Consider the following 25695-nt stretch of genomic DNA (forward strand, 5'->3'; position numbering starts at 1 on the left):
TCTTTCTATATACACCACCCACCACCGCGGGGTGGAGCAGCCCGGTAGCTCGTCAGGCTCATAACCTGAAGGTCGTAGGTTCAAATCCTACCCCCGCATCCAATATACCTCCCCACATAAAAATCTAAGTACTCCCAATAGTCCAGACACCTGAAGTGCCCCACGTACGCACTCCCTGTCCCAAAAATGGGGAGGCATGCCTAAAAAATTGGGCGATAAATGACTACGCCTCGCCGTTCCTTCAGATATCCTCCCAAGGGCGTATCAACAACATAGCGGTGTTCCGGTAGGGATGAGGCGTTGCGGAAAAGCAGCTCTCCATTGCGCCATATAGCCAAGCCAATGTGAAAAACATCCAGTCCCGGTAGGGGGCTGTAGATGCCAATCACATCACCATTTTTGATCCGTCCACGAACCCCGCCATTCTGTAAATCATTCAGGAATGGGCGTGTCGGTAGATATGTTATGGAGCGTTTCTTTAGAGGAAGTCCCGGTAAGTACCGTTCAGTAGATGAATCTAAGGCTGCATTACCGATAGAGGATGAACTCTGCTGTCGTTCAGGAGAGTTGGATGAATTGGAACTGCCAGTAGGAAGTTTCAGGTTCAATATTTTTTCAGCATGCTGTGCGTAGGGAAAAGATGATCCCAGATCACGACAAAGCACAGGCGATCCATGCAGCCAGTCACTCAAAAAATGCCGCCGTTCCATAAAGGCAACATGATGATGACGATAACGGACAGAAATCAGAGCATGAATGAACTGTGCTACTGTGAGGCTCATACTGGCGGCCAGAATGATTTCCACGAATGTCATGCAGTTCACACCACGCCATGAAAGAATGAGTTCTTCCTGCGTTGTTGCAGACCCGATAAGAGGCTGGGCTAGATAAGGCGTGCCCTTCATGGCTTGAGAGATCAGAACGATCCGTTCCTGTCGGGAGCGATGCGGCGCAATGGCAACAAGCTGACTGATCTGCTGGCGGGTTGAATCCGATAGAGCACTCACAGGAGGTGCATCCGAAGGGAGTGGAGCAGGTACAGTCTTGCGGGAAAGATGGGGATTATGTGTTCCTTTGGATGTTCCAGCTAGCGAGGAGCTGCAAAAAGTCAGGCCTCCCATGCCGATACTGGTAAGGAAGGCCCGTCTTTTTATTCCGTTTCTATCAAAGTACCCGTCAGACAAGATAACGTGCGCTCTGTTCAGCCATCATGAAATGAATACCAATGTCATTACCGTCCTGAAGCTCCCGATAAATCTGCTGAACCGGGTTTCCATTATCATGGAATGTTTCCTTTACATGGGAAACCAGAACCCGCAGGCCACGTATATGATGGCGGCCACCACAGACATGGCCAAGGTCCCGCAGGCTTGCAAGGAGGTCCTTGGGGCGTAGCTGGCCACAGAGAGCATTATCAGGCTGATTGTCCGGATATGTTGCACCCATGATGATGGTGCGTAGCTTGCCTTTTTGTACCAACGGGGCAATGGCCTTCCAGAGCTCATGAAGATTTTGGGGGCCATCAGGCTGGTCAGCCTGCGTGTCACCTAAATAAAGAATAGCCTGTTCATGGTGTTGGATCAGGAAGGCTGTGGAGGTCGTGCTCGCATGGCTGAGCGGCCATGCTGTTATGTTCAGCCCGCTGCCTTCTATGGTTTGGGCTTGCCCAGGTGTCATATCCTTGTAGCTATATTTGCCGATATGGGGTTTTGCTCCTCTATCCCCCATGACACCCCAGACCCGGCCATTGAACAGATTTTCGGAAAGAATGGCGTTGGTCTGCGGCAGGGCATAGATGGGCTTGGGCGTATCTTCTGGAGAAGACAAAACCAGTCCCGCCACATGGTCAAGATGGGCATGGCTGATGAGATAGGCCCGCACGCTCTGCTTGAGCACATGCCCCGCCCGGCTGAGTGAGGAATCCGGCATGATGGGGATGTCATCAAGAACTCCCTTGGCTTCAGCCAGCTTCAGACCATGCCCCAATGTTCCAGTATCACAGATGACAGCCTCGTTCGTACCGAGAGGACGCACCATATAGGAGGACAGATTACCATCCGTAACGCCACTGCGCACGCCAAGAGCTACAATCTCAAAAATCGGGTGACTATCGGCAAAGGTGACGGGTGTTTCTGTTTTGCCTGCCCGTGTTGTTTTCAGCCGGTCACGGAGTGTTTTCAGGTGATGTAAGGGCATGATCTTATCCTCCTTGGCGGTAAGGTAGGTGATGACGTGTCCGGTCACGAATGTGGTTGAGCCATTATGACGTCATCCAGTAAGGATGAAAAACATGACGGACCGTATTCCTGGGGCATCACACGGCCTTGCCGGGGTATCTCCAGTAATGATGAGGTCTGTTCAGGATACTCCCGCCTTGCCTGTGGGGAAAGGGGGAATGAGGAGAAGGAGAGGCTATGCGATCCGTTCGTTCTACCCTGTTGAAGTATGGGGTGCTGGCTATTCTGGCCGGTGGGCTTTTGGGAACTCATCAGGCCCAGGCTGAGGCCTCTATGCCAGCCCAATGTGACAATGCCCGGTTTGTAAACGACCAGACAGCCTATGCGCAGCAATTTTCCCACAAGCAGGTCCCTTATGGCCAGCATCTGGACCTGCCAGAGCATGTCTGTGGCACGGTCATGCAGGTCTATCGGGCACGGCGTAGCCGCAGCGGTATGCACGGTTATTTTCTGATGTCCGTTCCCGGAGGGAAACCCATCCGTGTGGTGTCCAATCTGGATGAGATGAAAGCACCGTCATGGCCATGGGTAAAAACGGGGGATCAGGTCGAGGTTCAGGGGCGCTATTACTATGATGGTCCCAGCCGGCAGGGGTTGGATTGGACACATCATGGTACGAGCCGGAAATGGCCATGGTCTGGCTTTGTCAGCGTGAACGGCCAGCGCTACGAATAGAGCCACGTATGCCCCTGCCTGATGGATTAGGCAGGGGTAAGCGTTCTGGTCTGCTTGCGTCCCTTTTTCTTCTGCTGGAGAGTGTCATCTGTGGGAGAAAAAGAAAAGGTTAGTTGTCCGTCCCGTGCGCCAATTTTGACAGACCCGCCTTCGGTCAGTTTTCCAAAGAGGATTTCTCCTGCCAGTGGTTTCTTGATGTGATTCTGTATCAGGCGGCCGAGAGGGCGGGCGCCATTGGTGCGGTCATAGCCATGCTCGGCCAGCCAGCCTTTGGCGGCAGCTGTAAGGTGCAGGGAGACATTTTTGGCAGCAAGCATGGCTGTTAGCTGCTGGATGAACTTGTCTACCACATGGCTGACAATGGCGGGTGTGAGGGGCGCAAAGGGAATGATCGCATCAAGCCGGTTGCGGAACTCTGGTGAGAAAAGCCGTTTGATGGCGTCCTCATCATCGCCAGAACGGGCTGTGCGGGCGAAACCGATGGCTTCCTTAGAGAGATCAGTGGCTCCTGCATTGCTGGTCATGATGAGGATGACGTTGCGGAAATCCACTACCTTGCCGGTATTGTCCGTCAGCTTGCCATGATCCATCACCTGAAGGAGAATGTTGAAAAGGTCGGGATGTGCCTTTTCAATCTCATCCAATAGCAGGACAGCATGAGGGGTCTGATCTATGGCGCTGGTCAGCAGGCCGCCTTGTTCAAAGCCCACATAGCCCGGTGGTGTCCCAATCAATCGGGATATTGAATGAGCCTCCATATATTCAGACATATCAAAACGGATCAGCTTGATATCGAGTGATTGGGCAAGCTGTCGGGCTGCTTCTGTCTTGCCAACACCCGTTGGACCGGAAAAGAGATAGCTGCCGATGGTTTTTTCTGTATCACGCAGCCCAGCACGGGAGAGCATAACAGCGGAGGCAAGGGCATCCAGCGCTTCGTCTTGTCCATAGACAGCCTGACGCAGGTCTTCCGGCAGATTGCGGATGGCTGTGCGGTCATCGGTAGAGAGATGGCGTGGGGGGATATGGGCAATGCGGGCGACCGTGGCTTCAATATCCTTTACGCCGACTGTGCGGCGTTTACGGCTGCCGGGAAGCAGACGGCAGGCGGCTCCGGCTTCATCAATGACATCAATGGCCTTGTCGGGCAGCTTGCGGTCATGAATGTAACGGGCGGAGAGTTCCACGGCACTGCGGATAGCCGGGTCTGTGAAGCGTATGTCGTGATGTTCTTCGTACCGTTCCTTCAGCCCTCGTAGGATGCGAATGGTATCGGCCTGTGATGGTTCCTCAACATCAATTTTCTGGAAGCGCCGTGTCAGAGCATGATCTTTCTCGAAATGCTTCCGGTATTCCTGATAGGTGGTGGAGCCGATGCAGTGTAGCTTTCCCGTAGCCAGCGCGGGCTTGAGCAGGTTGGACGCATCCATGGAGCCATTGGTGGTAGCACCCGCCCCGATAAGCATGTGGATTTCGTCAATAAAGAGCAGACTGCCGGGATTCTGTTCCAGCTCGTTCATGATGGCTTTGAGGCGTTCCTCAAAATCCCCACGATAGCGTGTACCAGCCAACAGGGCGCCGAGGTCCAGACTGTAAAGCTGGGCATCCATCAGGATGGCAGGAACCTGCCCCTGTACGATTCTCTGGGCAAGACCTTCTGCAATGGCTGTTTTGCCGACACCGGGATCACCCACAAGGAGAGGGTTGTTCTTTGTACGGCGGCAGAGAATCTGAATGACCCGCTCCACCTCTTTTTCCCGACCGATCAGCGGGTCGATCCGGTTATGGCGTGCACGATCATTCAGGTCCGTGCAGTAGGTCTGCAAAGCCTCCTTGGCCTCAGCCTCGGCCATGTCGCTGCTGTCACTGCTTTCCTTGCGGTTGGGCTTTGGCTTTCGGTTAGCCCGGCTATCCTGCCGTGTGCCGCCTGCGGCTTCATCATGCTGCATAGCGTGGATGGCATCCAGCCGTGTCAGCCCTCTCTGCTGAAGAAAGAAAACGGCATGGCTTTCTTTTTCTGCAAACATGGAGATCAGAACATGCGCCCCGGTCATGATGGACTGGCCCGCACTTTGGATATGCACGGCAGCCCGCTGAATGACCCGCTGGAAGGCGGCTGTTGGCTGAGGGGCGTCATCAAGCTCAGGGCGGATGATGGCCTGCTGCTCGTGCGAGAGGAAATGATCGACATCCCGTCTCAGCTGCTCAAGATCAGTCTGGCAGGCTGTAAAGATGGTCATGGCATCCCGATCATCACACAGGGCGAACAGAAGATGCTCAAGTGTGATGAACTCGTGATGATTCTGACCAGCAAGAAGGAGCGCACGCTGGAGCGTCTGTTCAAGTGTGGAGGACAACATAGGGCGCTCCTTGTGACATGAAGGAATGTCAGAATGATGAAATGACGATAGAGAAATCTGTCAGATCATTACGTGGCTATGGTTTCAGGCTTTCTCAAGGGTGCATTGCAGCGGGTGCTGGTTCTGTTGAGCCAGGTCCATGACCTGCCCGACTTTTGTCTCGGCAATTTCGTAGGTGAACACACCACAGACACCGCTGCCACGATTATGGACTTCCAGCATGATGGCCCGTGCTTCCTCAGGGGATTTATCAAAAAACTGTTCCAGAACGGAGACGACAAAATCCATTGGCGTGTAATCATCATTCAGGAGAATGACCCTGTACATGGAGGGATAAGCCATGTCCGTTTTCTGTGAGGTTAGGATTTCTTCCTGTGCAGCGTGAGCAGGATGCTGTTCCGTAATGTCTGTCGTGACAGCAGACGTAGGGCATCCTCCGGCTGTCTCGTATGACCTGCACTGCATGGGTGCTCTCCTGTTCGTAGTAGATACGCCCGACAGTGTATCAAGAAAGAGTAGAAATCATATGATGTGCTCGGCGAGCGAATCCATCAGAAGAAAGGGCCGGGATGGCCGTTTTCTGCTGGTTTCACTGGGATTCCGGTTGGTTATTCGTAACAGACTTGTGATAAAAAATGGACCATTGCTTAACGGGCGGCAGGTATTTGGTCCCACGCCATGAAATTTCTGGACAGGATAAGGAAGGGAAGACTAAAGTCGACCATCTTCTGTTTTCTGTGTTTCCCGCTAGCCTGTAAGGATAACGCGTTCTGATGCGTCCGTTTTTCAGTCGTGCCCTGCTTTCTTTTGTAGTCACTCTGGCTGCTTTTTCTGGTACGGCACGGGCACAGTTTGCAGGACATGTTTCCTCTCTTGTCATCAATGCTCGTACAGGCGATGTCCTTTCGGAGTCTGACGCTGATTTACAGCGTTACCCGGCATCGCTGACAAAGATGATGACGCTTTACATGACATTTCAGGCGTTGGAGCGAGGCAGCATCACGATAGATGATGAAATGCCGGTGTCCATTCATGCCTCCATACAGGCTCCGTCCAAGCTGGGACTGCGGCCGGGGACACATCTGGGTGTGGAACAGGCGATTCTCGCCCTTGTGACCAAATCAGCCAATGATGCCGCCTGTGTGCTGGGTGAATATCTGGGGGGCGGGGATGAGACCCGCTTTGCAGCTCAGATGACCTATCAGGCTCGGCGGCTTGGCATGAGCCATACGACTTTCCGCAATGCGTCCGGCCTGCCGGACCCGGATCAGGTCACTACGGCACGGGATCTGTCCGTTCTGGCACGGGCTCTGATGCGTGATTTCCCGCAATATTATCACTATTTCGGCGTGAAGGGTTTCCCGTTCCGCCATGGCGTCATTCCCAATCATGACCCGCTGCTGGGGCTGTATCAGGGGGCCGATGGCTTCAAGACGGGGTATACCGATCTTGCCGGTCATAACCTTGTCAGCTCCGCTCAGCAGGGCGGTGTGCGACTGATTGGTGTCGTGCTGGGGGCTCCAAGCAATGAGAGCCGGAACCGGACGATGATTTCCCTGCTGGATGACGGTTTTTCAGCATCCGGGCAGGTGCCTTTGCCGCTGCTCAAGAAGCCCGGCTATTACGCCATGGCGCATCATGGTGCAGGTCATCACCCGCATATGCGCCGGGGAGTCGTGCTTGTGGCCTATCATGCGCACGGAGCCCCTCGTGGCTTGCGTCATTCATGGGCCTCCCGCCGTGGGCATCACCGTTCCTGATCCGGTTTGACGCTGCCTGTCCCTTCATCGAAGGGGCAGCGTGGAAAAGCCATCATATGAGCCTCTGACAGTACGGCCATTCTGCATGGGCTCTTGCGCCATGGCGGGGTGGAGCGCATTTTGTGCGTAGTTCCGGCATGGGGTCGGGTCGATTATCATCACATCCAGATAAAACAGGGTTACGTTACTTCATGTCTTCTCAGGACGGACGCAGCATTCAGCATTACACAGCAGACGATTTCAAACATCTCAAGGCCGCCGGGCAGCTTGCCGCTGCGACACTGGACATGATTACCGAACATGTCCGCCCCGGCATCACAACGGGGGAGTTGGATAAGATCATTCATGATTATACGCTGGAGCATGGTGCGACACCGGCCCCGCTTAATTATCATGGGTTTCCCAAATCCTGCTGTATTTCTCTCAATCACGTTGTTTGCCACGGTATTCCCGGTGACCGCCGTCTTCAGGAAGGGGACATTCTCAATATTGATGTCACGTCCATTCTGAATGGCTGGTATGGGGATACATCCCGTATGTATGTGGTGGGTAAAGCCCCCCGCAAGGCTGAGAAGTTGATTGACTTGACCTATCAGGCCCTCATGTTGGGGATTGAGCAGGTCCGTCCCGGCGCTACGCTGGGCGATATCGGCCATGCCATTCAGAGCTTCGCAGAAAAGAACCGTCTCGGTGTGGTGCGGGATTTCTGCGGACATGGCATTGGTCGCAGCTTTCATGAGGCACCGAGTGTTCTACATTATGGTCGTCCCGGTCAGGGAACCGTGCTGAAGGCCGGTATGGTCTTTACCATCGAGCCGATGCTCAATCTCGGCCGACCGGACGTGAAGGTGCTGGCCGATGACTGGACAGCCGTGACACGGGACCGTTCCCTGTCTGCCCAGTTCGAGCATCAGCTGGGCGTGACGGAAGACGGGTATGAGATCTTTACTCTGTCCCCCCGTGGGTACACGAAGCCCCCTTATTCTCTCTGAGTTCAGCCTGCGGAAAGGAAGGCGCCCATGATGATGGCATTTCGTAAACTGGCCCCTCGTATGGCCTTGGGAGCGGTGCTGCTGGGCAGCGTTTCTTTCGTTCAGGCTGAACCGTTGAGCGCCGCACATGACCCTCTGGCCTATGGGCCAGACACGACCCGCCCCGGCACGCTGGTGAAGGGTGAGAAGGGCATGGTTGTCTCTGCCCAGCATCTGGCCTCCGAGGCAGGGGCTCAGGTGTTGCGGGAAGGGGGAAATGCGGCCGATGCTGCCGTGGCTGTTGGGTATGCGCTGGCTGTCGTCTATCCGGCAGCGGGTAATCTGGGGGGCGGTGGTTTCATGACCCTGCGCCCTCCTCATGGGCCTGCTGTCTTTATTGATTTCCGGGAACATGCGCCTCTACGCTCCCAGCCGAACATGTATCTGGATGAATCCGGGCAGGTGAAGCCGGGTTTGTCCACGGTCGGCTGGAAGGCCGTGGCCGTGCCGGGAACCGTTGCCGGGTTGGAAGCCGTGCGGAAACGCTGGGGCCGCCTGAGCCGGGAGAAGGATATGGCCCCGGCCATTGCGCTGGCACGGGATGGTTTTGTTCTGGAAGAAGGTGATGTGGAGCTGCTGCACACATCGACCGACTATTTCCGTCAGGATGAGTATGCTCGTGGCATCTTTCTGCGTCCTGATGGGTCGGAATTGGCGGTCGGGGATCGACTGCGCCAGCCCGGTCTGGCCCAGTCATTGGAGCTGATCGCTAAAGGGGGCGAGCAGGCCTTTTATCGTGGTCTCATCGCCGCAGAAATCCTCCGGGCATCCCGTCTGGGAGGGGGCTTTCTGACAGAGGCGGATTTCCACGCCTATAAACCCCGCTTCATGAAACCGATTACGTGCCAGTATCGGGGTTATCAGATTGAAACAGCTCCGCCTCCCAGTGGGGGCGGTGTGGCCTTGTGTGAAATCCTCAACATTCTTTCCGGTTATGACATGGGCCGTCTTGGCCTGCATAGTGCACCTGCCGTTCAGCTGGAGCTGGAAGCCATGCGTCATGCCTACTCCGACAGGCGGGACCTTGGTGACCCGGCTTTCGTCATGAATCCTGTATCCTATTTGTTGAATCCGGCCTATGCGGCGCAGATACGGTCTGCCCTGCCAGAAAATAAAGCCGTGCCGTCCGATACGCTCCAGATAGGGCAGCCTGCTCCGGGGCCAGCCCAGCCCGGGACAGAACCGGCTGCTGAGAAGCATGAGACAACCCATTTCTCCACCATTGATGAGCACGGCATGGCGGTTTCCACCACCTATACGCTGAATGGCTGGTTTGGTGCGGGTGTCATGGGCGGACGCACCGGCATCTGGATGAATGATGAGATGGATGATTTTTCCATCAAGCCGGGTGAGCCGAACATGTTCGGTATTGTCGGGTCTGTGGCGAATGCCATTGCGCCGGGCAAGACACCTCTTTCCTCCATGACACCAACAATCATCAGTAAGGATGGGCGTGTCGTGATGGTGACGGGTAGCCCCGGTGGCTCCCGTATTCCGACCATCGTCCTGTCCAGTCTTCTCGGTGTTGTGGATTACGGGCTTGATCTGGCACAGGCGGTCGATCTGCCCCGCCTGCATGAGCAGTGGAAGCCCGATGATGTGGAAATGGAAACAGGTGCCCTGAGCCCGGACGTTCAGAAAACGTTGGAGCGGGAAGGGTATCATTTCATCGCTCATCGCCCGTGGGGTATTGCCGAGGCGATTCTGGTCGGAGGGCCACGGCTGGACGGGCAGGCATCATCCTCAAAGACGCTGGGGCCATTCTATGGTGTGGCAGACCCTCGTCATCCCGGTGGCGGAGCAGTCGCCCCCTGAAAGCCGTGAGGGGGCATTGGTGAAAGTAAGGGCTTGCCTGCCCCCCCTGTTTCTGTGCTAGAAGCCCGCTTGGGAGATCGGCCCCGGGCGGTTGACTTGCGAACCCGGTCAGGCCCGGAAGGGAGCAGCCGTAGTAAGCTCATATCGGGTCGGGTGTCCGGTCTTCCTCTGATTGCCATGCAGGCCTCTGGACGCAGGGAGCAGAGCAGGCCGAAGTGCCTCCGGGGCGTCCTTTCCAGACAATGAAAAAGCTGTGGGAGGCACGTTGCAGCCGTGAGTGAAGAAGATATCCCCCTCCCACCTGAAGGCAATGCCGGTTTTTTCGCCGAGACCCCAGCAGCAGAGCCGGAACCTGCACAGAGCGGTACACCCTACCGTGTTCTGGCCCGTAAATACCGTCCCCAGACATTTAATGATCTGATCGGTCAGGAAAGCCTTGTCCGCATTCTGCGCCGGGCCTTTGCCGTAGGGCGTGTGGCTCATGCCTTCATGCTGACAGGGGTGCGTGGTGTGGGGAAGACCACCACAGCCCGTATCATCGCCCGTGCCCTGAACTGTACTGGTCAAGACGGCAAAGGCGGCCCAACAGCGGACCCGTGTGGTGTCTGCCCCAATTGTAAGGCCATTCTGGCGGATCGTCACCCGGACGTGCTGGAGATGGATGCGGCATCGCGCACCGGCGTGGATGACGTACGGGAAATCATCGAGGCGTCCCGTTTCCGGCCCATGCAGGCCCGCATGAAGGTCTTCGTGATTGACGAAGTGCATATGCTGTCCCGCAATGCCTTCAATGCGCTGCTGAAAACGCTGGAAGAACCACCTGCACAGGTCACTTTCATTTTTGCCACGACTGAACTGCGGAAGGTGCCTGTCACGGTGCTGTCCCGCTGTCAGCGTTTTGACCTTCAGCGTGTACCGCAGACTATGCTTGCCGAGCATTTTGCCCGTATCGCTGGGAAAGAAGGGGCAGAGCTGGAAGAAGGCGCTCTAGCCCTCATCGCCAGAGCGGCTGATGGGTCGGTGCGTGATGGCCTTTCCCTGCTGGATCAGGCCATTGCACAGGGAGCCTCCGACACGGCCAGTGTGGCGGACATGCTGGGTCTGGCGGATCGTGGCATGGTGTTCGACCTGCTGGAGGCAGCCCTTCATGGGCAGGTGGCTTCCGTGCTGGAGATTGCCGGGCGGGCTTATGCCCGTGGAGCTGACCTTGGCGTTTTGCTGACCGATCTGATGGATGTCCTGCATCTCCTGTCTCGCATCAAGGCTCTGCCGGAACTGCGTGATGGACCTGAACTGCCGGAAATGGAACGGGTTCGTGGCGGGGCGATTGTGGATCATGTGGGTGTTACGGTTCTGGGGCGGGCATGGCAGCTTCTGCTGAAAGGTCTGGCCGAGGTAGATGCTGCCCCCGACCGGCGGCAGGCTGCCGAGATGGTGTTGATCCGTCTCTGTCACGCCAGCATGTTGCCGACGCCGGACAAGCTGATCCGCCAGTTGCAGGATGCTCCGGCAGGGAGTGTTCAGATGGGGGCTGCACCAGCTTCGCAGGGGCAAGGTGCTTCATCATCTGGCCATCAGGCTGGAGCGGGGCCTGCCAGCGGGACTGCTCCTGTATCACGATCTGTTCCGGCTCAGAATGGTGGGCAGGGTATGGCGCCGTCAGCGTCTGTACGAGGGGCCGAGGCTGTCATGGGGGGGAGTACGCTTCAGCAGGGCAGTACGGTCCTGAAAGCCGCTCCGGAGCAGCCTGCACCACAGCCTTTGCGTCTGGCCACGGAGAACGGCGCACCCGTTCCACAGCAAAAAGAGGAATCGGCTTCAGCAGGGGAGGCGATACCGCCCATGCCCCGGAGCTGGCGGGAGATGGTGGCCCTTGTGGGGCAACAGAAAGAAGCCCGCCTGCATGGGATGCTGCGGCATCTGGGGCATCCTGTAGAGTTCGCCCCGCCCCGTCTCGTTCTGCGTCTCGCTGAAGCTGATTCAGAGCAGAAGCGGCAGGCATTTCGTGCTCTGACGGGGCTGTTGGACAGGCTGTATCCCGGCTATTGGCAGGTGATTGCTTCCGATGAGCAGGGCGAGCCGACACTGGATGAACAGGGGGCTGAAATTATTGCCTTGCATCAGGACAAGGCAAAGCAGCATCCACTCGTGCAGGCTATTATGCGGCGCTTCCCGCAGGCGCAGATTGGTGAGGTACGGGATCACAGTCTGGATGATTATGGCCTTCCACCAGAAGAACCAACTGTTTCTCTGGGAGAAGATGTGCCGCCTGACTTTGAGTTTGCCCCGCCAGATGCTGATTATTCTGATGAGGATGATTTTTACTGAGCCACAGAGGGCTGTGTTTATGGCCCCGGTTCAGTTCTGTAACCAAGGAGTGACGTGATGAAGAATCTTGCCGGCATGATGAAGCAGGCCACCCAGATGCAGGCCCGCATGAAAGAGGTTCAGGCCAAGCTGGAATCGGCGGAAGTGATTGGCGAAGCCGGTAATGGTCTGGTGCGGCTGACCCTGACGGGTAAGGGTGTTCTCAAGACCATCACGATTGACCCCAAGCTGGCCGATCCTGAAGATATGGAAACTGTGCAGGACCTGATCGTGGCCGCTTTTGCTGATGCCCGCAAGAAGACGGAAGCCATGAGCAAGGAAGAGATGAAGGCTGTTACAGGTGGCCTTCAGCTGCCGCCGGGCATGGATTTCCCTTTCTGAGCTAGAGAGGAGAGGGGGCTGACGTGCGCATAAGTCCTGAGATTGAAGCTCTGATTTCCCGTCTGGCCCGCCTGCCCGGTCTGGGGCCTCGTTCGGCCCGCCGGGCGGCGCTGGCGCTTCTTCAAGCCCCCGAAACACGTCTCCAGCCCCTGATTGGGGCCATGCAGGAGGCGGCCCATTCAATCCATACCTGCCCGCAATGTGGGAATCTGGATAGTTGCACCCCTTGTTCGCTCTGTATGGACCCGCAGCGGGATTCATCAGTCATCTGTGTGGTGGAAACTGTGGGTGACCTCTGGGCGCTGGAACGGGCCGGGATGCATCGGGGGCGGTATCAGGTGCTTGGGGGTGTGCTGTCTGCCCTCTCAGGCTTGGGGCCGGAAGATTTGAATCTGACGGGCCTCATGGAGCGTGTTCAGTCTGGCGAGGTGGAAGAAGTCATTCTTGCCCTTGGGGCCACGGTGGATGGGGCTACAACGGCCCATTGGTTACAGGAGAAACTGGCCCCGTATAAAGTGGCGGTGAGCCGTCTGGGGCATGGTGTCCCTATGGGCGGTGCGTTGGATGTGCTGGATGAAGGTACGTTGGCTGCTGCCATGTCTTCCCGGAAGGTTCTGTAAGCATGTTTGGTCTGTCGCCTCATATGCCTCGTGTTGCGCTGGTGACGGGTGGGGCTCGCCGTCTCGGCCGTACTATGGTGGAGATGCTGGCCCGTGAAGGGTTTGCCGTTGCCATTCATTGCCGCCACAGCCGCAACGAGGCCGAAGCCCTGTTGAAGCAGATTGGCGGCAAAGGCTGTGTCGTTCAGGCTGATCTGGCCGATGAAGCAGCCCTGCTGCCCATGCTCGCTGAGGTTGAGGCACAGCTTGGGCCGGTCGGGGTTCTCATCAATAATGCGTCCGTTTTTGAACGGGATGAGCTGGGCGGTGTGACCCGCCAGAGCTGGGATGCGCATATGGAGCCGAATCTTCGGGCACCGTTTGTTCTGTCTCAGGCTATGGCTGAATCCCTGCCAGATGGGGCTGAGGGGTTAATCCTCAACATGCTGGATCAGCGTGTCTGGAATCTGACGCCTCATTTCGTCAGCTATACCGTGGCACGGTCTGCTCTATGGAGCCTGACCCGTACCATGGCTCTGGGGCTGGCGCCCCGCATCAGGGTGAACGCCATTGGGCCGGGGCCTGTCCTGCCTGCCGCCGGGCAGTCGCAGGAGCATTTTGATACGATGTGCCGCCGCACACCCCTCCAACGCGGGGCAGACCCGGATGAAATTGCCGCCATTGCCCGCATGTTCCTGATGCTGCCTTCCGTTACGGGGCAGATGCTGGCTCCTGATGGGGGACAGCATCTGAACTGGTCTCCCGCCACGCCCTGATGTCCAGAGCGTCATCCGTATAACGTTCAATCAGATAGGCAAAATTACGTCCATCTGTTCTGCGGCGTAGAATGGCCCGGTTCTCCAGCATGATGCCGGAGGGCAGGTCCGTGAAGCGGCTGTTCAGACGCTGGCGGGAGAAGTTACTTTCTCCAATGGCTTTACCGAAGGGCGTGTGCCCGTTGGCCAGTGTCCGGCGGGCCTGTGATGTCAGACGGTCGGGGAGATAGAGATTCCACGCTTCAGACCAGACCTCTCCACCGCAGAGAAGCTGGACATGCCGGATTTCCAGTTTTTCCGTGGGGGTGGCGTTCAGGGCCAGTCGGGCATCCTGTTGCAGGGTAGCAGGAGCCTTTCTGTCCAGCAGGTGGGCCGTGATGGGTGTGGCGCAGTGCTGTTGCAAGGTTGCCGTGGCGCTGTCTCGCTGTGCCAGTTCATGAGCAAGAGTTGTCGCCGAAGGGCTGGGGAGGGCCTCATGAGCCTGTGCCGTAGCGGCCATGACATAGCCAGCTAGACAACAGAAAAGCCGCACCCGTGTAAGGATGCGGCTCCTGCAAAAGGAGAGACACCGCCAGAGGCGGGGCTCTCCGTAAGAAGGGACAGAGCCCTTATGAATCGTCTCGGTCATCTTTGTCGGTAGAGACTTCGATATCCTTGCTGATATCATCGTCATCATCCAGATCATCATCATCGGAGATGACATCATCGTCATCGCCGGTATCGATGTCCACATCATCCTCGTGGTCTTCCTGAGCGAGATTCTTGTCTTTCTCGTCAGCCAGCTCCTCCTCCTTCTTCAGGCGGGAGAGGTTGGTCGGCTGGGTTGTCCCGCATTTCGGGCAGACGGCTGGCACGCGGTTGAGATCATAGAAGCGTGCATTACAATCGACGCATGTCCGTTTCAGACCGAGTTCTGGTTTTGCCATAATGTTGGAAGCCCGTATTGCCACAAAAGAGAAGTGTCTGGGCCATGCCACTGAAATGCCCCGCTGTCAAATATTTCTCCATCTGGTGGCAGAAGGCGCAAACTCCCGTTTCATGGTCCGTTTCGGCAGGTAGAATTGCGGCATGAAGGGGACAGACTTTTCCGGATGAATGGAGTAACCTAGCCCACCATAGAATGATCCACCCTTGTATGATGTGAAGCAGGCTTATGACAGCACAGCGTCCCTTGACCGTTTCTTCCGCCCCGGCTGGGCTGGCAGGGCGGGTCCGTGTCCCCGGTGATAAATCCATCAGTCATCGTGCCCTGATGTTTGCGGCTCTTGCAGAGGGACGGACTCATATTTCCGGCCTTCTGGAAGGTGAGGATGTGCTGCGTACGGCAGAGGCGATGCGTGCCCTTGGGGCGAAGGTCGTGCAGAAGGATGGCCGCTGGATTGTTGATGGCTGTGGCGTGGACGGGCTGAAAGAGCCTGCTGACGTGCTGGATATGGGCAATTCCGGTACGGCGGCCCGTCTGCTCAGCGGTGTTCTGGCGACCCATCCTTTCATGAGCATCATGACGGGTGATGCATCCCTGCGCAGCCGCCCGATGGGACGGGTCAGCGTTCCGCTGAGCGAGATGGGGGCACGATTCGTCACCCGTGCCGGTCAGAAACTGCCGATGGCTGTGGAGGGGACAGGCAAGGGCAAGCCGCTGCATTACCGTCTGCCGGTGGCTTCAGCGCAGGTGAAATCTGCCATTCTTCTGGCTGGCCTGAACTGTGAAGGCGAGACGGTGGTGGAAGAACCCGCTCCAACCCGTGATCATACCGAAAATATGCTGCGTCATTTCGGTACGGAAGTGAAGGTCGAGGAACTGCCAGAAGCAGGGCGGCGCATCACGCTGAAAGGTCCGGCTCGTCTGGTGGCACAGGACGTGCTGGTGCCCGGAGACCCGTCATCAGCCGCTTTCCCGGTTGTGGCCGCTCTGCTCGTGCCGGGGTCGGAGATTGTCGTGGAGGCCGTGGGGCAGAATCCTTTGCGGACTGGCCTGTTCAAGACATTGAAAGAAATGGGGGCTTCTCTTGAAATCCGTGATGAGCGGGTTGAGGGTGGTGAAGTCATCGGGGACCTGCATGTCCGTGCGGGCCGTCTGAAGGCTGTGGATGTGCCAGCCGTGCGGGTGCCGTCCATGATTGATGAATATCCGGTTCTGGCGGTAGCCTGCGCTTTTGCTGAGGGGACATCTCGTCTGCGGGGTCTGGCCGAGCTGCGTGTGAAGGAAAGTGACCGTCTGGCCTCTACCGTGGCCCTGCTGGAAGCCAACGGGGCAAAGGTGCATGTGGAAGGGGACGATCTGATTATTGAAGGTCAGAAGACCCTGCCCGGTGGTGGAAAGGTTCAAACCCATATGGATCACCGTCTGGCCATGAGTGCCACTGTTCTGGGATTGGCCGCTGAAAAGCCGGTCCATATTGATGATACGGCCTTCATTGAGACCAGCTTCCCCGGCTTCGTGTCTCTGATGAATGGCCTTGGGGCAGGGCTGAAGGCATGAGTAAGCGGGGTATGAAATATCCGGTTATCGCCATCGATGGCCCCGCCGCAGCGGGGAAAGGCACGCTGGCCCGCCAGCTGGCTGATGTGCTGGAGCTTCCTTATCTGGATACAGGGCTTTTATACCGAGCTGTGGCCCGCCGGGTTCTGGACCAGGGGGGCGACCCTGCTCATGATGGGCCAGAGCAGGCCCGTCAGCTTGTGCCGGAAGATATGCGCCGGACAGACCTGAGAGAGCCGGAAGTGGATAAGGCAGCCTCTGCCGTAGCCCGTCACCCTGAAGTGCGAGAGGCTCTGCTGGAGCGTCAACGTCATTTCGGGCGTGCTCGCGGGGCCGTGGTGGATGGGCGCGATATTGGCACGGTTGTGTTTCCGGATGCTTCTGCCAAGTTTTTTATTACAGCCTCTCCGGAGGTCCGGGCGCAGCGGCGTTATGTGCAGCGTTATGGTCACCCCTGCGCTGATCCGGCCGAGCTGGCTGAGGAAGTGGCTGCCATTAATGCACGGGACCAGCAGGATTCTGCCCGTGAGACGGCACCGCTTCGCCCTGCCGAGGACGCTGTGCAGATCGTCACGGATGATCTGGATGCTGCTGGTGTGTTGGAGCGTGTCTGCCTTATTTTGCAGGAGAAGGGCATCATCCGGCGCTGATTCATATCTTCGGTGTTGACAGCCCCCCCTTTATGCGTGTTGGTGAGGGGGTATGTGGTGTCGCACAGCCCGCGGCATCGTGAATCCTCATGTCATCAGGATATGAGGTGCTTTAATTGATGACGACTTCCACTTCGGGCTGTGGAGCTGGAAGGAGACGTCGTTTTTCTGCCTTTTCTATATTGAGGCGGGAGATGCGGCGCATGGCTGGGTGCCGGGCATAGGCTGCGGCACTCTGGAATGCTGGAAATACATGGCTTCTGCCACTCAGAATACACCGGAACACGGTAAAGAAGATTTTGCTGCTCTGCTGGAAGAAACACTGGGCAGCGACAGTGCGTTTGACGGTACCGTTGTCCGCGGTCGTGTCATCCGTCTGACAGACGATCACGCTATTGTCGATGTCGGCCTGAAAAGCGAGGGCCGCGTGGCTCTGCGCGAGTTCGGCCCTGTGGGCACAACACCGGATGTGAAGCCGGGCGATGTGTTCGAACTGTTCATTGAGCGTTACGAGGACCGTGACGGTTCCATCGTTCTGTCTCGTGAAAAGGCTCGCCGTGAGGAAGCTTGGACAGCTCTGGAAAGTGCTTTCGCACACAACCAGCGCGTCAATGGTACGATCTATGGCCGTGTGAAGGGTGGCTTCACGGTGGATCTGGGTGGTGCCATGGCCTTCCTGCCGGGCAGCCAGGTTGATATCCGCCCTGTGCGTGATGTCGGGCCGCTGATGGGCCAGCCGCAGCCGTTCCAGATCCTGAAGATGGATCGTGCTCGTGGCAACATCGTTGTGTCCCGCCGTGCCGTTCTGGAGGAAACCCGTGCCGAGCAGCGTTCTGAGCTGATTCAGGGCCTGAAGGAAGGCATGATCCTTGACGGTGTCGTCAAGAACATCACCGATTACGGTGCGTTCGTTGACCTCGGCGGCGTTGATGGTCTTCTGCATGTTACCGACATTGCCTGGAAGCGCATCAATCATCCGTCTGAAGCTCTGCAGATCGGCCAGCCTGTCCGCGTGCAGGTGATCCGCTTCAACTCCGACACGCAGCGTATCTCTCTGGGTATGAAGCAGCTTGAGGCTGACCCGTGGGAGAACGTGGCTGTCAAGTATCCGGTCAATGCCCGCTTCACGGGTCGCGTGACCAACATCACGGATTACGGTGCATTCGTTGAGCTGGAGCCGGGCGTTGAAGGTCTGGTTCACGTTTCCGAAATGTCCTGGACGAAGAAGAACGTCCATCCGGGCAAGATCGTGGCTACGTCTCAGGAAGTCGAAGTCATGGTTCTGGATGTGGATAGCGCCAAGCGCCGTATCTCCCTGGGCCTGAAGCAGGTTCAGCGTAACCCGTGGGAGCAGTTCGCTGAGGAGCACAAGGTTGGCTCTGTCATCGAAGGCGAAATCCGTAACATCACCGAGTTCGGTCTGTTCATCGGTCTGTCCGCTGACATTGACGGCATGGTCCACATGTCCGACCTGTCTTGGGACGAGGCTGGCGAAGAAGTCATGAAGCGTTACGAGAAGGGCCAGGTCGTTCAGGCCAAGGTTCTCGATGTGGACGCTGAGAAAGAACGTATCTCCCTGGGCATCAAGCAGCTTCAGGAAGACCCGGCTGCCGATGTTCTGGACCGCATCAACAAGGGTGATGTTGTCACCTGCGTTGTGACGGCTGTTCAGAGCAACGGGATTGAAGTCAAGGTTGATGACGTTCTGACAGGCTTCATCCGCCGTGGCGAGCTGGCCCGTGATAAGAGCGAGCAGCGTCCGGAACGCTTCGCTGTTGGCGAGAAGGTTGATGCCAAGGTTGTTGGTCTGGACCGCTCTTCCCGCAAGCTGGCTCTGACAATCCGCGGCCGTGAGGTTGAGGAAGACAAGCAGGCTATCAGCGAGTACGGTTCTTCCGACTCTGGTGCTTCTCTTGGTGATATTCTGGGTGCGGCTATCCGTCGCCGTAGCACAGAAGACTGAGAGGTCTTTTTTTAGACATAAAGAAAACAGTATAGTTGCTTTTGTCTATTAAAGAGGTGAAAGGGTGGCCTATTGGCCACCCTTTTATTGTTTCACGGCCTTAATAGTGGTAAATATATACCTAGGGTGTGCTCCTTCCGGGGTATTTTGTTGTAACAAGCCGTCATTGCAGTCTGGTCATGGGCTGTGAGACAGGTTCTGCTGCGAGGCGTAGGGTTATCAATGGCCATTATCTATAATACAAATTATACCCATAACCCGAATGCTTATCTGACACTTGCAATACAACGTGCAGCCGAGGAACTCTTTGGGAAAGAGAATATCCTCGTTGCTGATAACATGAGCCTGGCTGCCGCTGCGGCATCTGGTGAGCATGACACGCTGCTCTGCATTGATGGGCAGCGTCTTAATCAGGCTCTGATCCGCCGTGTCCGTCCGGCTTTCAAGACTGTGATCCTGTGGACATTTGAAGACCCCTTCATGCAGGATGTTAACGCACTGGCGGCATCCCTGTTTGACTATGTCTTTACGAATGATCCCACATCCGTGGGGGCTTATCAGGGGAAGGGGCATTATCTTCCGTTGGCAGCCAGCCCCAGCTTGCATGAGCGTCCCGTCCGGTCATTTTCTGACTGTGAGTATGATCTGTTTTTTGCAGGGACGATGTGGCCCAACCGGGTCCGTACCCTGCGCCGTGTGCTGGCCAGCTTCCCAGATGTTCGGCTGAAGCTCGTTTGCCCGGGCAATGAGTTTTTGCCGCCTTTGCCGGACGACATTGCTGCGCTTGCTCTGGAGCGCCCCGTTAGTCATGAGGCTTTCATCGACTTTGCGAATGCCAGTGCCGTGACGCTTACGATGTTCCGGGACTATGCCAGCCAGGGCGATGTCAGTCAGGCTACGGCACCGGGTCCACGTTATTTTGAGCTTGGACTGGCCGGAACAGCTCAGGTTGTTGAAGTAGCGCCTGGCATGGATGTCGAGCACTTCAAGAGCGTGGAAGGCGTCCAGCTGGCGTATAATGACGATGAGGTCGTGGAGAGCATCGCCAAGTTGCTGGAGAATAGTGGCCTGCGGCGAAGCTCTGCCATTGATGCACAGCGTTCTGTTGCGCAGCAGCATCTCTACATACACCGGCTTCAGACTATGTGTGAGGTGACTGGAGCTGATTTTGGCCGTCGTACCCCTGCTGAGGTCGTTCCAACGCCACGGCGTGGCCGCCTGCGTGTGTTGATGTGCACGCACTCCACCATTCATGAACAGGTCTGGGGTGGTGTAGAAGTTTATCAGCGGGAGCTCTGTTCATTTCTAGGCCGGGATGTGGAGTTCTTCTTCTGGCTGCGCCGTGAGACCTCCTGCCGTCTTCTTTCAGCCAACGGGCATGAGCTGGAACGATTCGATATCGCTGAACGCAGCTGGGATGACATCGTCTGCGATGCTCAGGAGGAAATGGCGTTCTCCAGTGTGTTGAGCCAGTATAATATTGATGTTGTTCACTTCCAGCATCTTGGCCATCACGCTCTGTCTCTGCCGCTTATTGCCAAGGCGAATGGAACGGGGGTTCTGTTTTCTGCGCATGATTTCTGGCTGGTGTCTTCACGGTACAATCTGCTGAATCGTGAAATGCGGTATGTGGAAGGTGAGTTCGGGTCTGTTCTGGCCATGGATATCATGCTGAAGCAGGCCGAGGGTGTGGAGTATGGCGGTGAGCAGACACGCCGTGCCTTCATCGACCGGATGTTACATCATGTTGATGCCATCATGTTCGGTACGAAGCACTCTCGTGATTTTGTGCATCATGTCTATCCGGTTCTGGATAAGAAAATCAGCTTGGTGAACGGCATCCCAAGCCCTGATGTGACAGTGCCTGTCGTGCCCAACACATATAAGCCGCTGGAAGGGCGTCCGCTTGGTGTGGCTGTGGTGGGGAATTTTGCACGCAGTAAGGGTGCCGACACCATTCTGTCCATCATTGAGGCGGCGCATCCAGATCATTTCCATTTTCATATTCTGGGATACGTCCATCCAGATTATCAGCCCGTTATAGAGAACATGAAGCGGCCGAACATGACCGTTCATGGACGCTATGATGTCGGTAATACCGATATCATGAAGCAGGCTGATGTCGCTCTGTTCCTGTCCATATGGCCCGAGACGTACTGCATCTCTCTTTCCGAAGCATGGCAGTACAGGCTTGTGCCCATTGTGAGCGATGTTGGGGCTCTGCATGATCGTGTATCGGAAGGCGTGAACGGTTTCCGTGTGCCGATCAGCCGGGCGGATGTCGTGCTGGAGAGGCTGGAGCTGCTGCGATCTTCCGAGGAAATCCGCAAGTCCATGATGGACGCCATTACGCCAGACCTTTGGACGCATGAGGGTGAATATACTGAAGGGCTTCTGAAGCTCTATCGTGACCTCGCACCACGGCGTACGTTGGGTGTGTCTGAGTTGATGCTGGATGCTGGGCAGGTTCATATTCTGCCGATTTCTTCATGGAAGCATCAGGCACCGCCCCGCCATATTTTTGATCCGCCTCTGGTGCGGGATATTTCCGTCAATCTGCCTGCACAGATCAATGACTGGTTCGCCATTCAGGGAGCACACTGCTATCTGGATGATATCTGCCATCATGTGCTGGTTGAGGGCGCTGAGAAGACCTTTAAACCAGCTGACGAGTTCCATATCCGGGGCTGGCTGTTCTTGCCGGGTGTCAGCACATCGGGGCAGGCTTATGTTGTTCTCATCAATGAAGATGAGCGCAGTCCGTTGATCTTCCTGAAGGCTGAACGTGAGATCCGTACGGATATTTCGGAACTCTTTGGCAGTGAAGTGCCACGCCGCTCCGGTTTCTCTGCAAAGGCAGCGCTGCGAGGGAAATGGTGTGAAGGCCGGTACCGGATTGGTGTCATCAACGTCATTAACGGGCGGGGTGCCTTCCAGCTTTCACCTTATGGGATGGAAGTTGAAGGCGGTAAGGTCAGATATATCCGTGCTCTCAAGCTGGATAATGACATAATTCTAGCAGACTTCTTCCGTGTGACGAATGATGGCAATGCCTTGCAGGGTGTTCCTCTGGCTCGTTTCCCACGGGGGTCTTTCTTTGCGCAGGATCGGGGCGAGCAGTTCTATTACTTCGACCGTTTCGAGCTCTATGGAGCCTCTGAAGAAGGCCCAGACCTGGAGATTCCAGAGGAAGATCGGGGCGCAGTTGTCGTGCGGGGCTGGAGCTTCATGGGGGGCCCCTGTCGCTCCGGTGTGATGTACGTTGCCATGGTTGGAGATGATGGTGATCGGGTCGTTCTGTTCTCCATGGCTCGTTTTGCTCGTGATGATGTTCGTAGTGCCCATCGGGATGCCCCGCTTTGCTCCGGTTTTGAAGGACTTCTGAAGCCGTGGAAGGGCCAGTTCGTAGCCATGGAAGGCGTCTGGCGTGTCGCTCTCGTCAACCTTGTGGGCGATGCGTTTGGTATGGCCGTGACGGATGTGTGCCTGGATATGGAAGGAGGCCGTTGCCAGTCTGTCCGGCGTGAGGTACCGACTGAGCAGCAGACGGAACGGCTCAAGGTGCTCGTGGGGGCACTGGCAGATCGTCAGTCCGGCCGATGAGTATCGCCATGTCTGCCCTGGAAATGGTTTCATCGCAGGGACGTAAACCCCGATGGGCCGATTTCCAGGAAGAATGGTACTTGCTGCGCTATCCTGATGTCAGGGAGCTCATGCAGCAACACGGCTATGTGGATGTGCGCCTGTTTTATGAGGAAATAGGCTGCCATCGGGGGCATTCACCGAATCGGTATTTTGACGAGGTCTGGTATCGTCAGCGCTACCCAGAGGTCCGGCGGGGTCTTCTGGAACGGCGCTGGGCATCGGGCTTTGAACATTACTGCATGGAAGGCCACACGCATCTTTCGCCACACTGGTTATTTGATGAGACAGCGTACCGCCAGCGTTATCTGGAGCTGACAGATCAGCATCTAGCGGGGCGTGGGTTTTGTAATGGGTACGACCATTACCTGTCCTATGGGGAGGCACATGGGTTTCAGGCAGGGCCGTTCTGTGACCTGCGCCTGATGCGCCAGATGGCGCAGAAATATGATGTCTGGTTCGGTCCGGAGGGGCTTCTGGCATCGTGGCTTGCGCTGCCGGCCCATATTGCAGATGCAGCACCCATATCGTGGTATTTTGATGCTGGTTGGTACCTGGAGACCTATCCCCAGGTTCGGGAGGCGATTGAAGCTGGTGAATATGGGAATGCCCTGCATCATTATCTGACGAATCCTACCCCTGAGGCATTCAGTCCGTCTCCCTGGTTTGACGAGGATTATTACCGCAGGACATCCCCGGATATTCTGCCCTCTCTGGGAGGTGATGGCCTGCGGAATGGCTATGATCATTTTGTGCTCTTTGGTGCCAGTGAGGGGCGCTCTCCAGCGGAAGGAGTTGACTTAGCCCGTTATAGGCAGAGTCCGCTTGTCTGGTCGGATTGTGAGGGGGGTGTCTTTGACAGCCCCTTTGCCCGTTTCGTGGCAGAAAAGAACGGGCAGGCTGTTCCGGTCGCTGTGGAGGAGCCGCCGCTGGATGAGGAGCAGACCCGTCAGCTTTTTCGGGAGGATGCGACCCTGTATCTTCCTGTCCTTGCCCGGCAGAAACTGGACTTTCGTGTGCGTGGCATGGCGGAGGTCAGTGTCATCATGGTTGTGCATGACCAGATTGATCTGACTCTTCAGGCACTGGCGTCTCTGCGGGCTGGTTATGATGGGGCGATTGAATTGATTTTGGTCGATTCAGGGTCTCGTGATGAAACAGCCGGTTTAGAAGAACTCGTAGAAGGCGCCATTATCCTGCGCCATAGAACCAATATCGGGTATCTTCTGGGGTGTAACGAGGCGCTGCATCATGTGACGGCCCCGGCGGTCCTGTACCTGAATAATGATGTCCGGCTTTATCCTGATGCTCTGCATCATGCTCTGAAGCGCCTGTATCGCCTCGAGACGACCGGGGCCGTGGCGGCACGGCTGGTGCGGACTAACCTGTATCTTCAGGAAGCAGGATCAATCATCTGGCGGGACGGAGCAACTTATGGCTACCGGCGGCAGGATGATCCCAATATTCCGGAAGCCAGCTTCAGCCGGGATGTTGATTATGGCTCTGCGGCATTCCTATTGGTGAAGACCGGCCTGCTCCGGCGGCTGGGCGGGTATGATACACGCTACTGGCCAGCCTATTTTGAAGATACGGACTTGTGTGTTCGTCTTCAGAAGATCGGGGCCCGTATTGTCTATGAGCCGCTAGCCATGGTGGAGCATTTGGAGTTCGGCAGTTCCGGGCAGAGTGGTTCTCACCAGTTAATCCAACGGCATTGGAAGGTGTTTGCCCAGCAGCATCAGGAGTTTCTGCGGCATCAGCAGCCTCAGCATATTCGCAATGCTTTGTTGGGGCGGGAGCGGCGGCGGCCAGAGCGCCAGCGTGTTCTTTTGATCGAGGACCGAATTCCCTTGCGAGGTCTGGGGTCCGGCTATGTGCGCTCTAATGATATCGTCCGGGCGCTGGTAGCGCTGGATTATCACGTGACAGTTTTCCCCGTCATGCGGGAACGGACACCATCTTTCCTGCTCTATCGGGATTTCCCGGAAGAAGTGGAACTGGCTTTCGATCAGGATATGTCAACACTTCCGGCATTTCTGGAGGAGCGGGCGGGCTATTATGATCTGCTTTGGGTAGGGCGGACCCATAACATGGCCCGCCTCCTGCCTCTGCTCAATGAGGCCAGTCGGTTCCTGCTGCATTGCGGATCGGTGCTGGATACGGAAGTGGTGGCGGCCCCCAGAGCACTGCTTCAGCAGGACGTCACGGGCCTGATGGCAGATGGTACGGCTGCCAAAGTGCTGACCCTGGCTGAGCGAGAGAAGGAGCTGGACAGGCTTCTGGCAGATGAATTGCAGAGTGCCCATTATTGCCGACAGATTGTGGCCGTGACGGAGCATGATGCGGGGCTGATCCGCCGGGCCGGGTACCCGAATGTGATGGTGCTGGGCCATGGCATGGAACTTGTCCCAACGCCACGGCCTTATGGGGAGCGCCGGGATATTCTGTTCCTTGGGGCGTTTCATGGCGAGGCGTCCCCTAATTATGACAGCATGATGTGGTTTGTGGAGGAGGTCATGCCTCTGCTGAAGGCCCTGCCTGATGACGTCTGCCTGCATATTGCTGGCTATGTTCATCCTTCAGTGGATATGACTCCTCTGGGGCGTCATCCTCGTGTCGAGATTCTGGGGGCTGTGGAAGATCTTTCTGCACTCTTTGATCGGTACAGGGTGTTTGTAGCACCGACACGTTTTGCTGGCGGGTTGCCTTTCAAGGTTCATGAGGCCGCTGCACGGGGGCTGCCCATGGTTGTGACGGAGCTGCTGCGGGAAGAAGTGGGCTGGCAGGCGGAGGAGACTCTGCTCAGTGCACCGGGGAATGATCCGGCAGGCTTTGCCGCTGCCGTGGAGCGGCTGTATGATGATGAAGTGCTCTGGCAGCATCTTCGTCAGTCCGCCCTGGAGGCTGTTCGTCATGATACTGACCTGGAGCAGTTCCGGCATAGAGTGAAGCAGATTGTAACCGCCTCCCTGAACTGACAGGGTGAGGAGAGTTGT

Annotated in this window: 19 protein-coding genes, 1 tRNA gene and 1 other RNA gene; 15 read left to right on the plus strand and 6 right to left on the minus strand. The window is 56.6% G+C overall.

Annotation, left to right across the window (positions count from 1 at the left end):
* Positions 1-25: 25 nt before the first annotated feature.
* Positions 26-102, plus strand: a tRNA-Met gene (locus NQF86_RS04650).
* Between the two features lie 98 nt (positions 103-200).
* On the opposite strand, the gene NQF86_RS04655 is transcribed toward NQF86_RS04650, so the two are convergent.
* Both NQF86_RS04655 and NQF86_RS04660 read right to left on the minus strand, forming a co-directional pair.
* Positions 201-1007 (minus strand): N-acetylmuramoyl-L-alanine amidase-like domain-containing protein, encoded by an 807-nt coding sequence (locus NQF86_RS04655; RefSeq protein WP_266116479.1) that lies wholly within the window; start codon positions 1005-1007, stop codon positions 201-203.
* A gap of 169 nt (positions 1008-1176) precedes the next feature.
* Entirely contained in the window at positions 1177-2196 is a 1020-nt protein-coding gene (locus NQF86_RS04660; protein WP_266116481.1) for an MBL fold metallo-hydrolase, read from the minus strand.
* 218 nt (positions 2197-2414) lie between these two features.
* Here NQF86_RS04660 and NQF86_RS04665 point away from each other — a divergent pair, with 218 nt between their 5' ends.
* On the plus strand, positions 2415-2912 hold the full coding sequence (locus NQF86_RS04665; RefSeq protein ID WP_407652865.1) for a hypothetical protein: 498 nt from the start codon (positions 2415-2417) through the stop codon (positions 2910-2912).
* Between the two features lie 26 nt (positions 2913-2938).
* Here NQF86_RS04665 and clpA read toward each other — a convergent pair whose 3' ends face one another.
* Together clpA and clpS are read right to left on the minus strand one after the other, a co-directional pair.
* Positions 2939-5272, minus strand: coding sequence for an ATP-dependent Clp protease ATP-binding subunit ClpA (clpA, locus tag NQF86_RS04670; RefSeq protein WP_266116483.1), 2334 nt, complete (start codon positions 5270-5272; stop codon positions 2939-2941).
* Positions 5273-5356: 84 nt separating this feature from the next.
* Entirely contained in the window at positions 5357-5737 is a 381-nt protein-coding gene (gene clpS, locus NQF86_RS04675) for an ATP-dependent Clp protease adapter ClpS (protein WP_266116484.1), read from the minus strand.
* 308 nt (positions 5738-6045) lie between these two features.
* Here clpS and NQF86_RS04680 point away from each other — a divergent pair, with 308 nt between their 5' ends.
* The 8 genes from NQF86_RS04680 to NQF86_RS04715 all read left to right on the plus strand — a co-directional run bounded on the left by NQF86_RS04680 (position 6046) and on the right by NQF86_RS04715 (position 13962).
* Positions 6046-7032: a D-alanyl-D-alanine carboxypeptidase family protein gene (locus tag NQF86_RS04680; RefSeq protein ID WP_266116485.1), complete on the plus strand. Its 987-nt coding sequence runs from the start codon at positions 6046-6048 to the stop codon at positions 7030-7032.
* Between the two features lie 191 nt (positions 7033-7223).
* A complete protein-coding gene (map, locus tag NQF86_RS04685; RefSeq protein ID WP_266116486.1) occupies positions 7224-8024 on the plus strand; it encodes a type I methionyl aminopeptidase in 801 nt (266 codons plus the stop codon).
* Between the two features lie 60 nt (positions 8025-8084).
* Positions 8085-9878: a gamma-glutamyltransferase gene (gene ggt, locus NQF86_RS04690; RefSeq protein ID WP_266116785.1), complete on the plus strand. Its 1794-nt coding sequence runs from the start codon at positions 8085-8087 to the stop codon at positions 9876-9878.
* 72 nt (positions 9879-9950) lie between these two features.
* Positions 9951-10047, plus strand: an RNA gene (gene ffs / locus NQF86_RS04695) — signal recognition particle sRNA small type.
* Positions 10048-10151: 104 nt separating this feature from the next.
* Positions 10152-12206, plus strand: coding sequence for a DNA polymerase III subunit gamma/tau (locus NQF86_RS04700; protein ID WP_266116487.1), 2055 nt, complete (start codon positions 10152-10154; stop codon positions 12204-12206).
* A 57-nt stretch (positions 12207-12263) separates the two neighbouring features.
* Positions 12264-12587: a YbaB/EbfC family nucleoid-associated protein gene (locus tag NQF86_RS04705; protein WP_266116488.1), complete on the plus strand. Its 324-nt coding sequence runs from the start codon at positions 12264-12266 to the stop codon at positions 12585-12587.
* Positions 12588-12610: 23 nt separating this feature from the next.
* Positions 12611-13207 (plus strand): recombination mediator RecR, encoded by a 597-nt coding sequence (recR, locus tag NQF86_RS04710; RefSeq protein ID WP_266116489.1) that lies wholly within the window; start codon positions 12611-12613, stop codon positions 13205-13207.
* Between the two features lie 2 nt (positions 13208-13209).
* Positions 13210-13962, plus strand: coding sequence for an SDR family oxidoreductase (locus NQF86_RS04715; protein ID WP_266116490.1), 753 nt, complete (start codon positions 13210-13212; stop codon positions 13960-13962).
* Here NQF86_RS04715 and NQF86_RS04720 read toward each other — a convergent pair.
* Together NQF86_RS04720 and NQF86_RS04725 are read right to left on the minus strand one after the other, a co-directional pair.
* Positions 13898-14590: a chorismate--pyruvate lyase family protein gene (locus NQF86_RS04720; protein WP_266116491.1), complete on the minus strand. Its 693-nt coding sequence runs from the start codon at positions 14588-14590 to the stop codon at positions 13898-13900. The two genes, NQF86_RS04715 and NQF86_RS04720, sit on opposite strands and share 65 nt — an antisense overlap.
* Positions 14571-14888 (minus strand): FYDLN acid domain-containing protein, encoded by a 318-nt coding sequence (locus NQF86_RS04725; RefSeq protein WP_182040946.1) that lies wholly within the window; start codon positions 14886-14888, stop codon positions 14571-14573. Before NQF86_RS04725 ends, NQF86_RS04720 begins: the two co-directional genes overlap by 20 nt.
* 227 nt (positions 14889-15115) lie before the next feature.
* Between NQF86_RS04725 and aroA the strand changes: the two genes are divergently transcribed.
* From aroA to NQF86_RS04750, 5 genes are all read left to right on the plus strand, one after another.
* Positions 15116-16444, plus strand: a complete 1329-nt coding sequence (gene aroA / locus NQF86_RS04730) for a 3-phosphoshikimate 1-carboxyvinyltransferase (protein WP_266116492.1) — start codon at positions 15116-15118, stop codon at positions 16442-16444.
* On the plus strand, positions 16441-17094 hold the full coding sequence (gene cmk, locus NQF86_RS04735) for a (d)CMP kinase (protein WP_266116493.1): 654 nt from the start codon (positions 16441-16443) through the stop codon (positions 17092-17094). Before aroA ends, cmk begins: the two co-directional genes overlap by 4 nt.
* Before the next feature lie 253 nt (positions 17095-17347).
* Entirely contained in the window at positions 17348-19057 is a 1710-nt protein-coding gene (gene rpsA / locus NQF86_RS04740) for a 30S ribosomal protein S1 (protein ID WP_266116494.1), read from the plus strand.
* 222 nt (positions 19058-19279) lie between these two features.
* Positions 19280-22660 carry a glycosyltransferase family protein gene (locus NQF86_RS04745; protein ID WP_266116495.1) on the plus strand — a complete coding sequence of 1127 codons (3381 nt, stop codon included), beginning with the start codon at positions 19280-19282 and terminating at the stop codon, positions 22658-22660.
* A gap of 80 nt (positions 22661-22740) precedes the next feature.
* Positions 22741-25677, plus strand: coding sequence for a glycosyltransferase (locus NQF86_RS04750; RefSeq protein ID WP_266116496.1), 2937 nt, complete (start codon positions 22741-22743; stop codon positions 25675-25677).
* The last annotated feature ends 18 nt before the right edge of the window (positions 25678-25695 follow it).

It is taken from the genome of Bombella pluederhausensis (genome assembly GCF_026385525.1).
GTDB lineage: Bacteria > Pseudomonadota > Alphaproteobacteria > Acetobacterales > Acetobacteraceae > Bombella > Bombella pluederhausensis.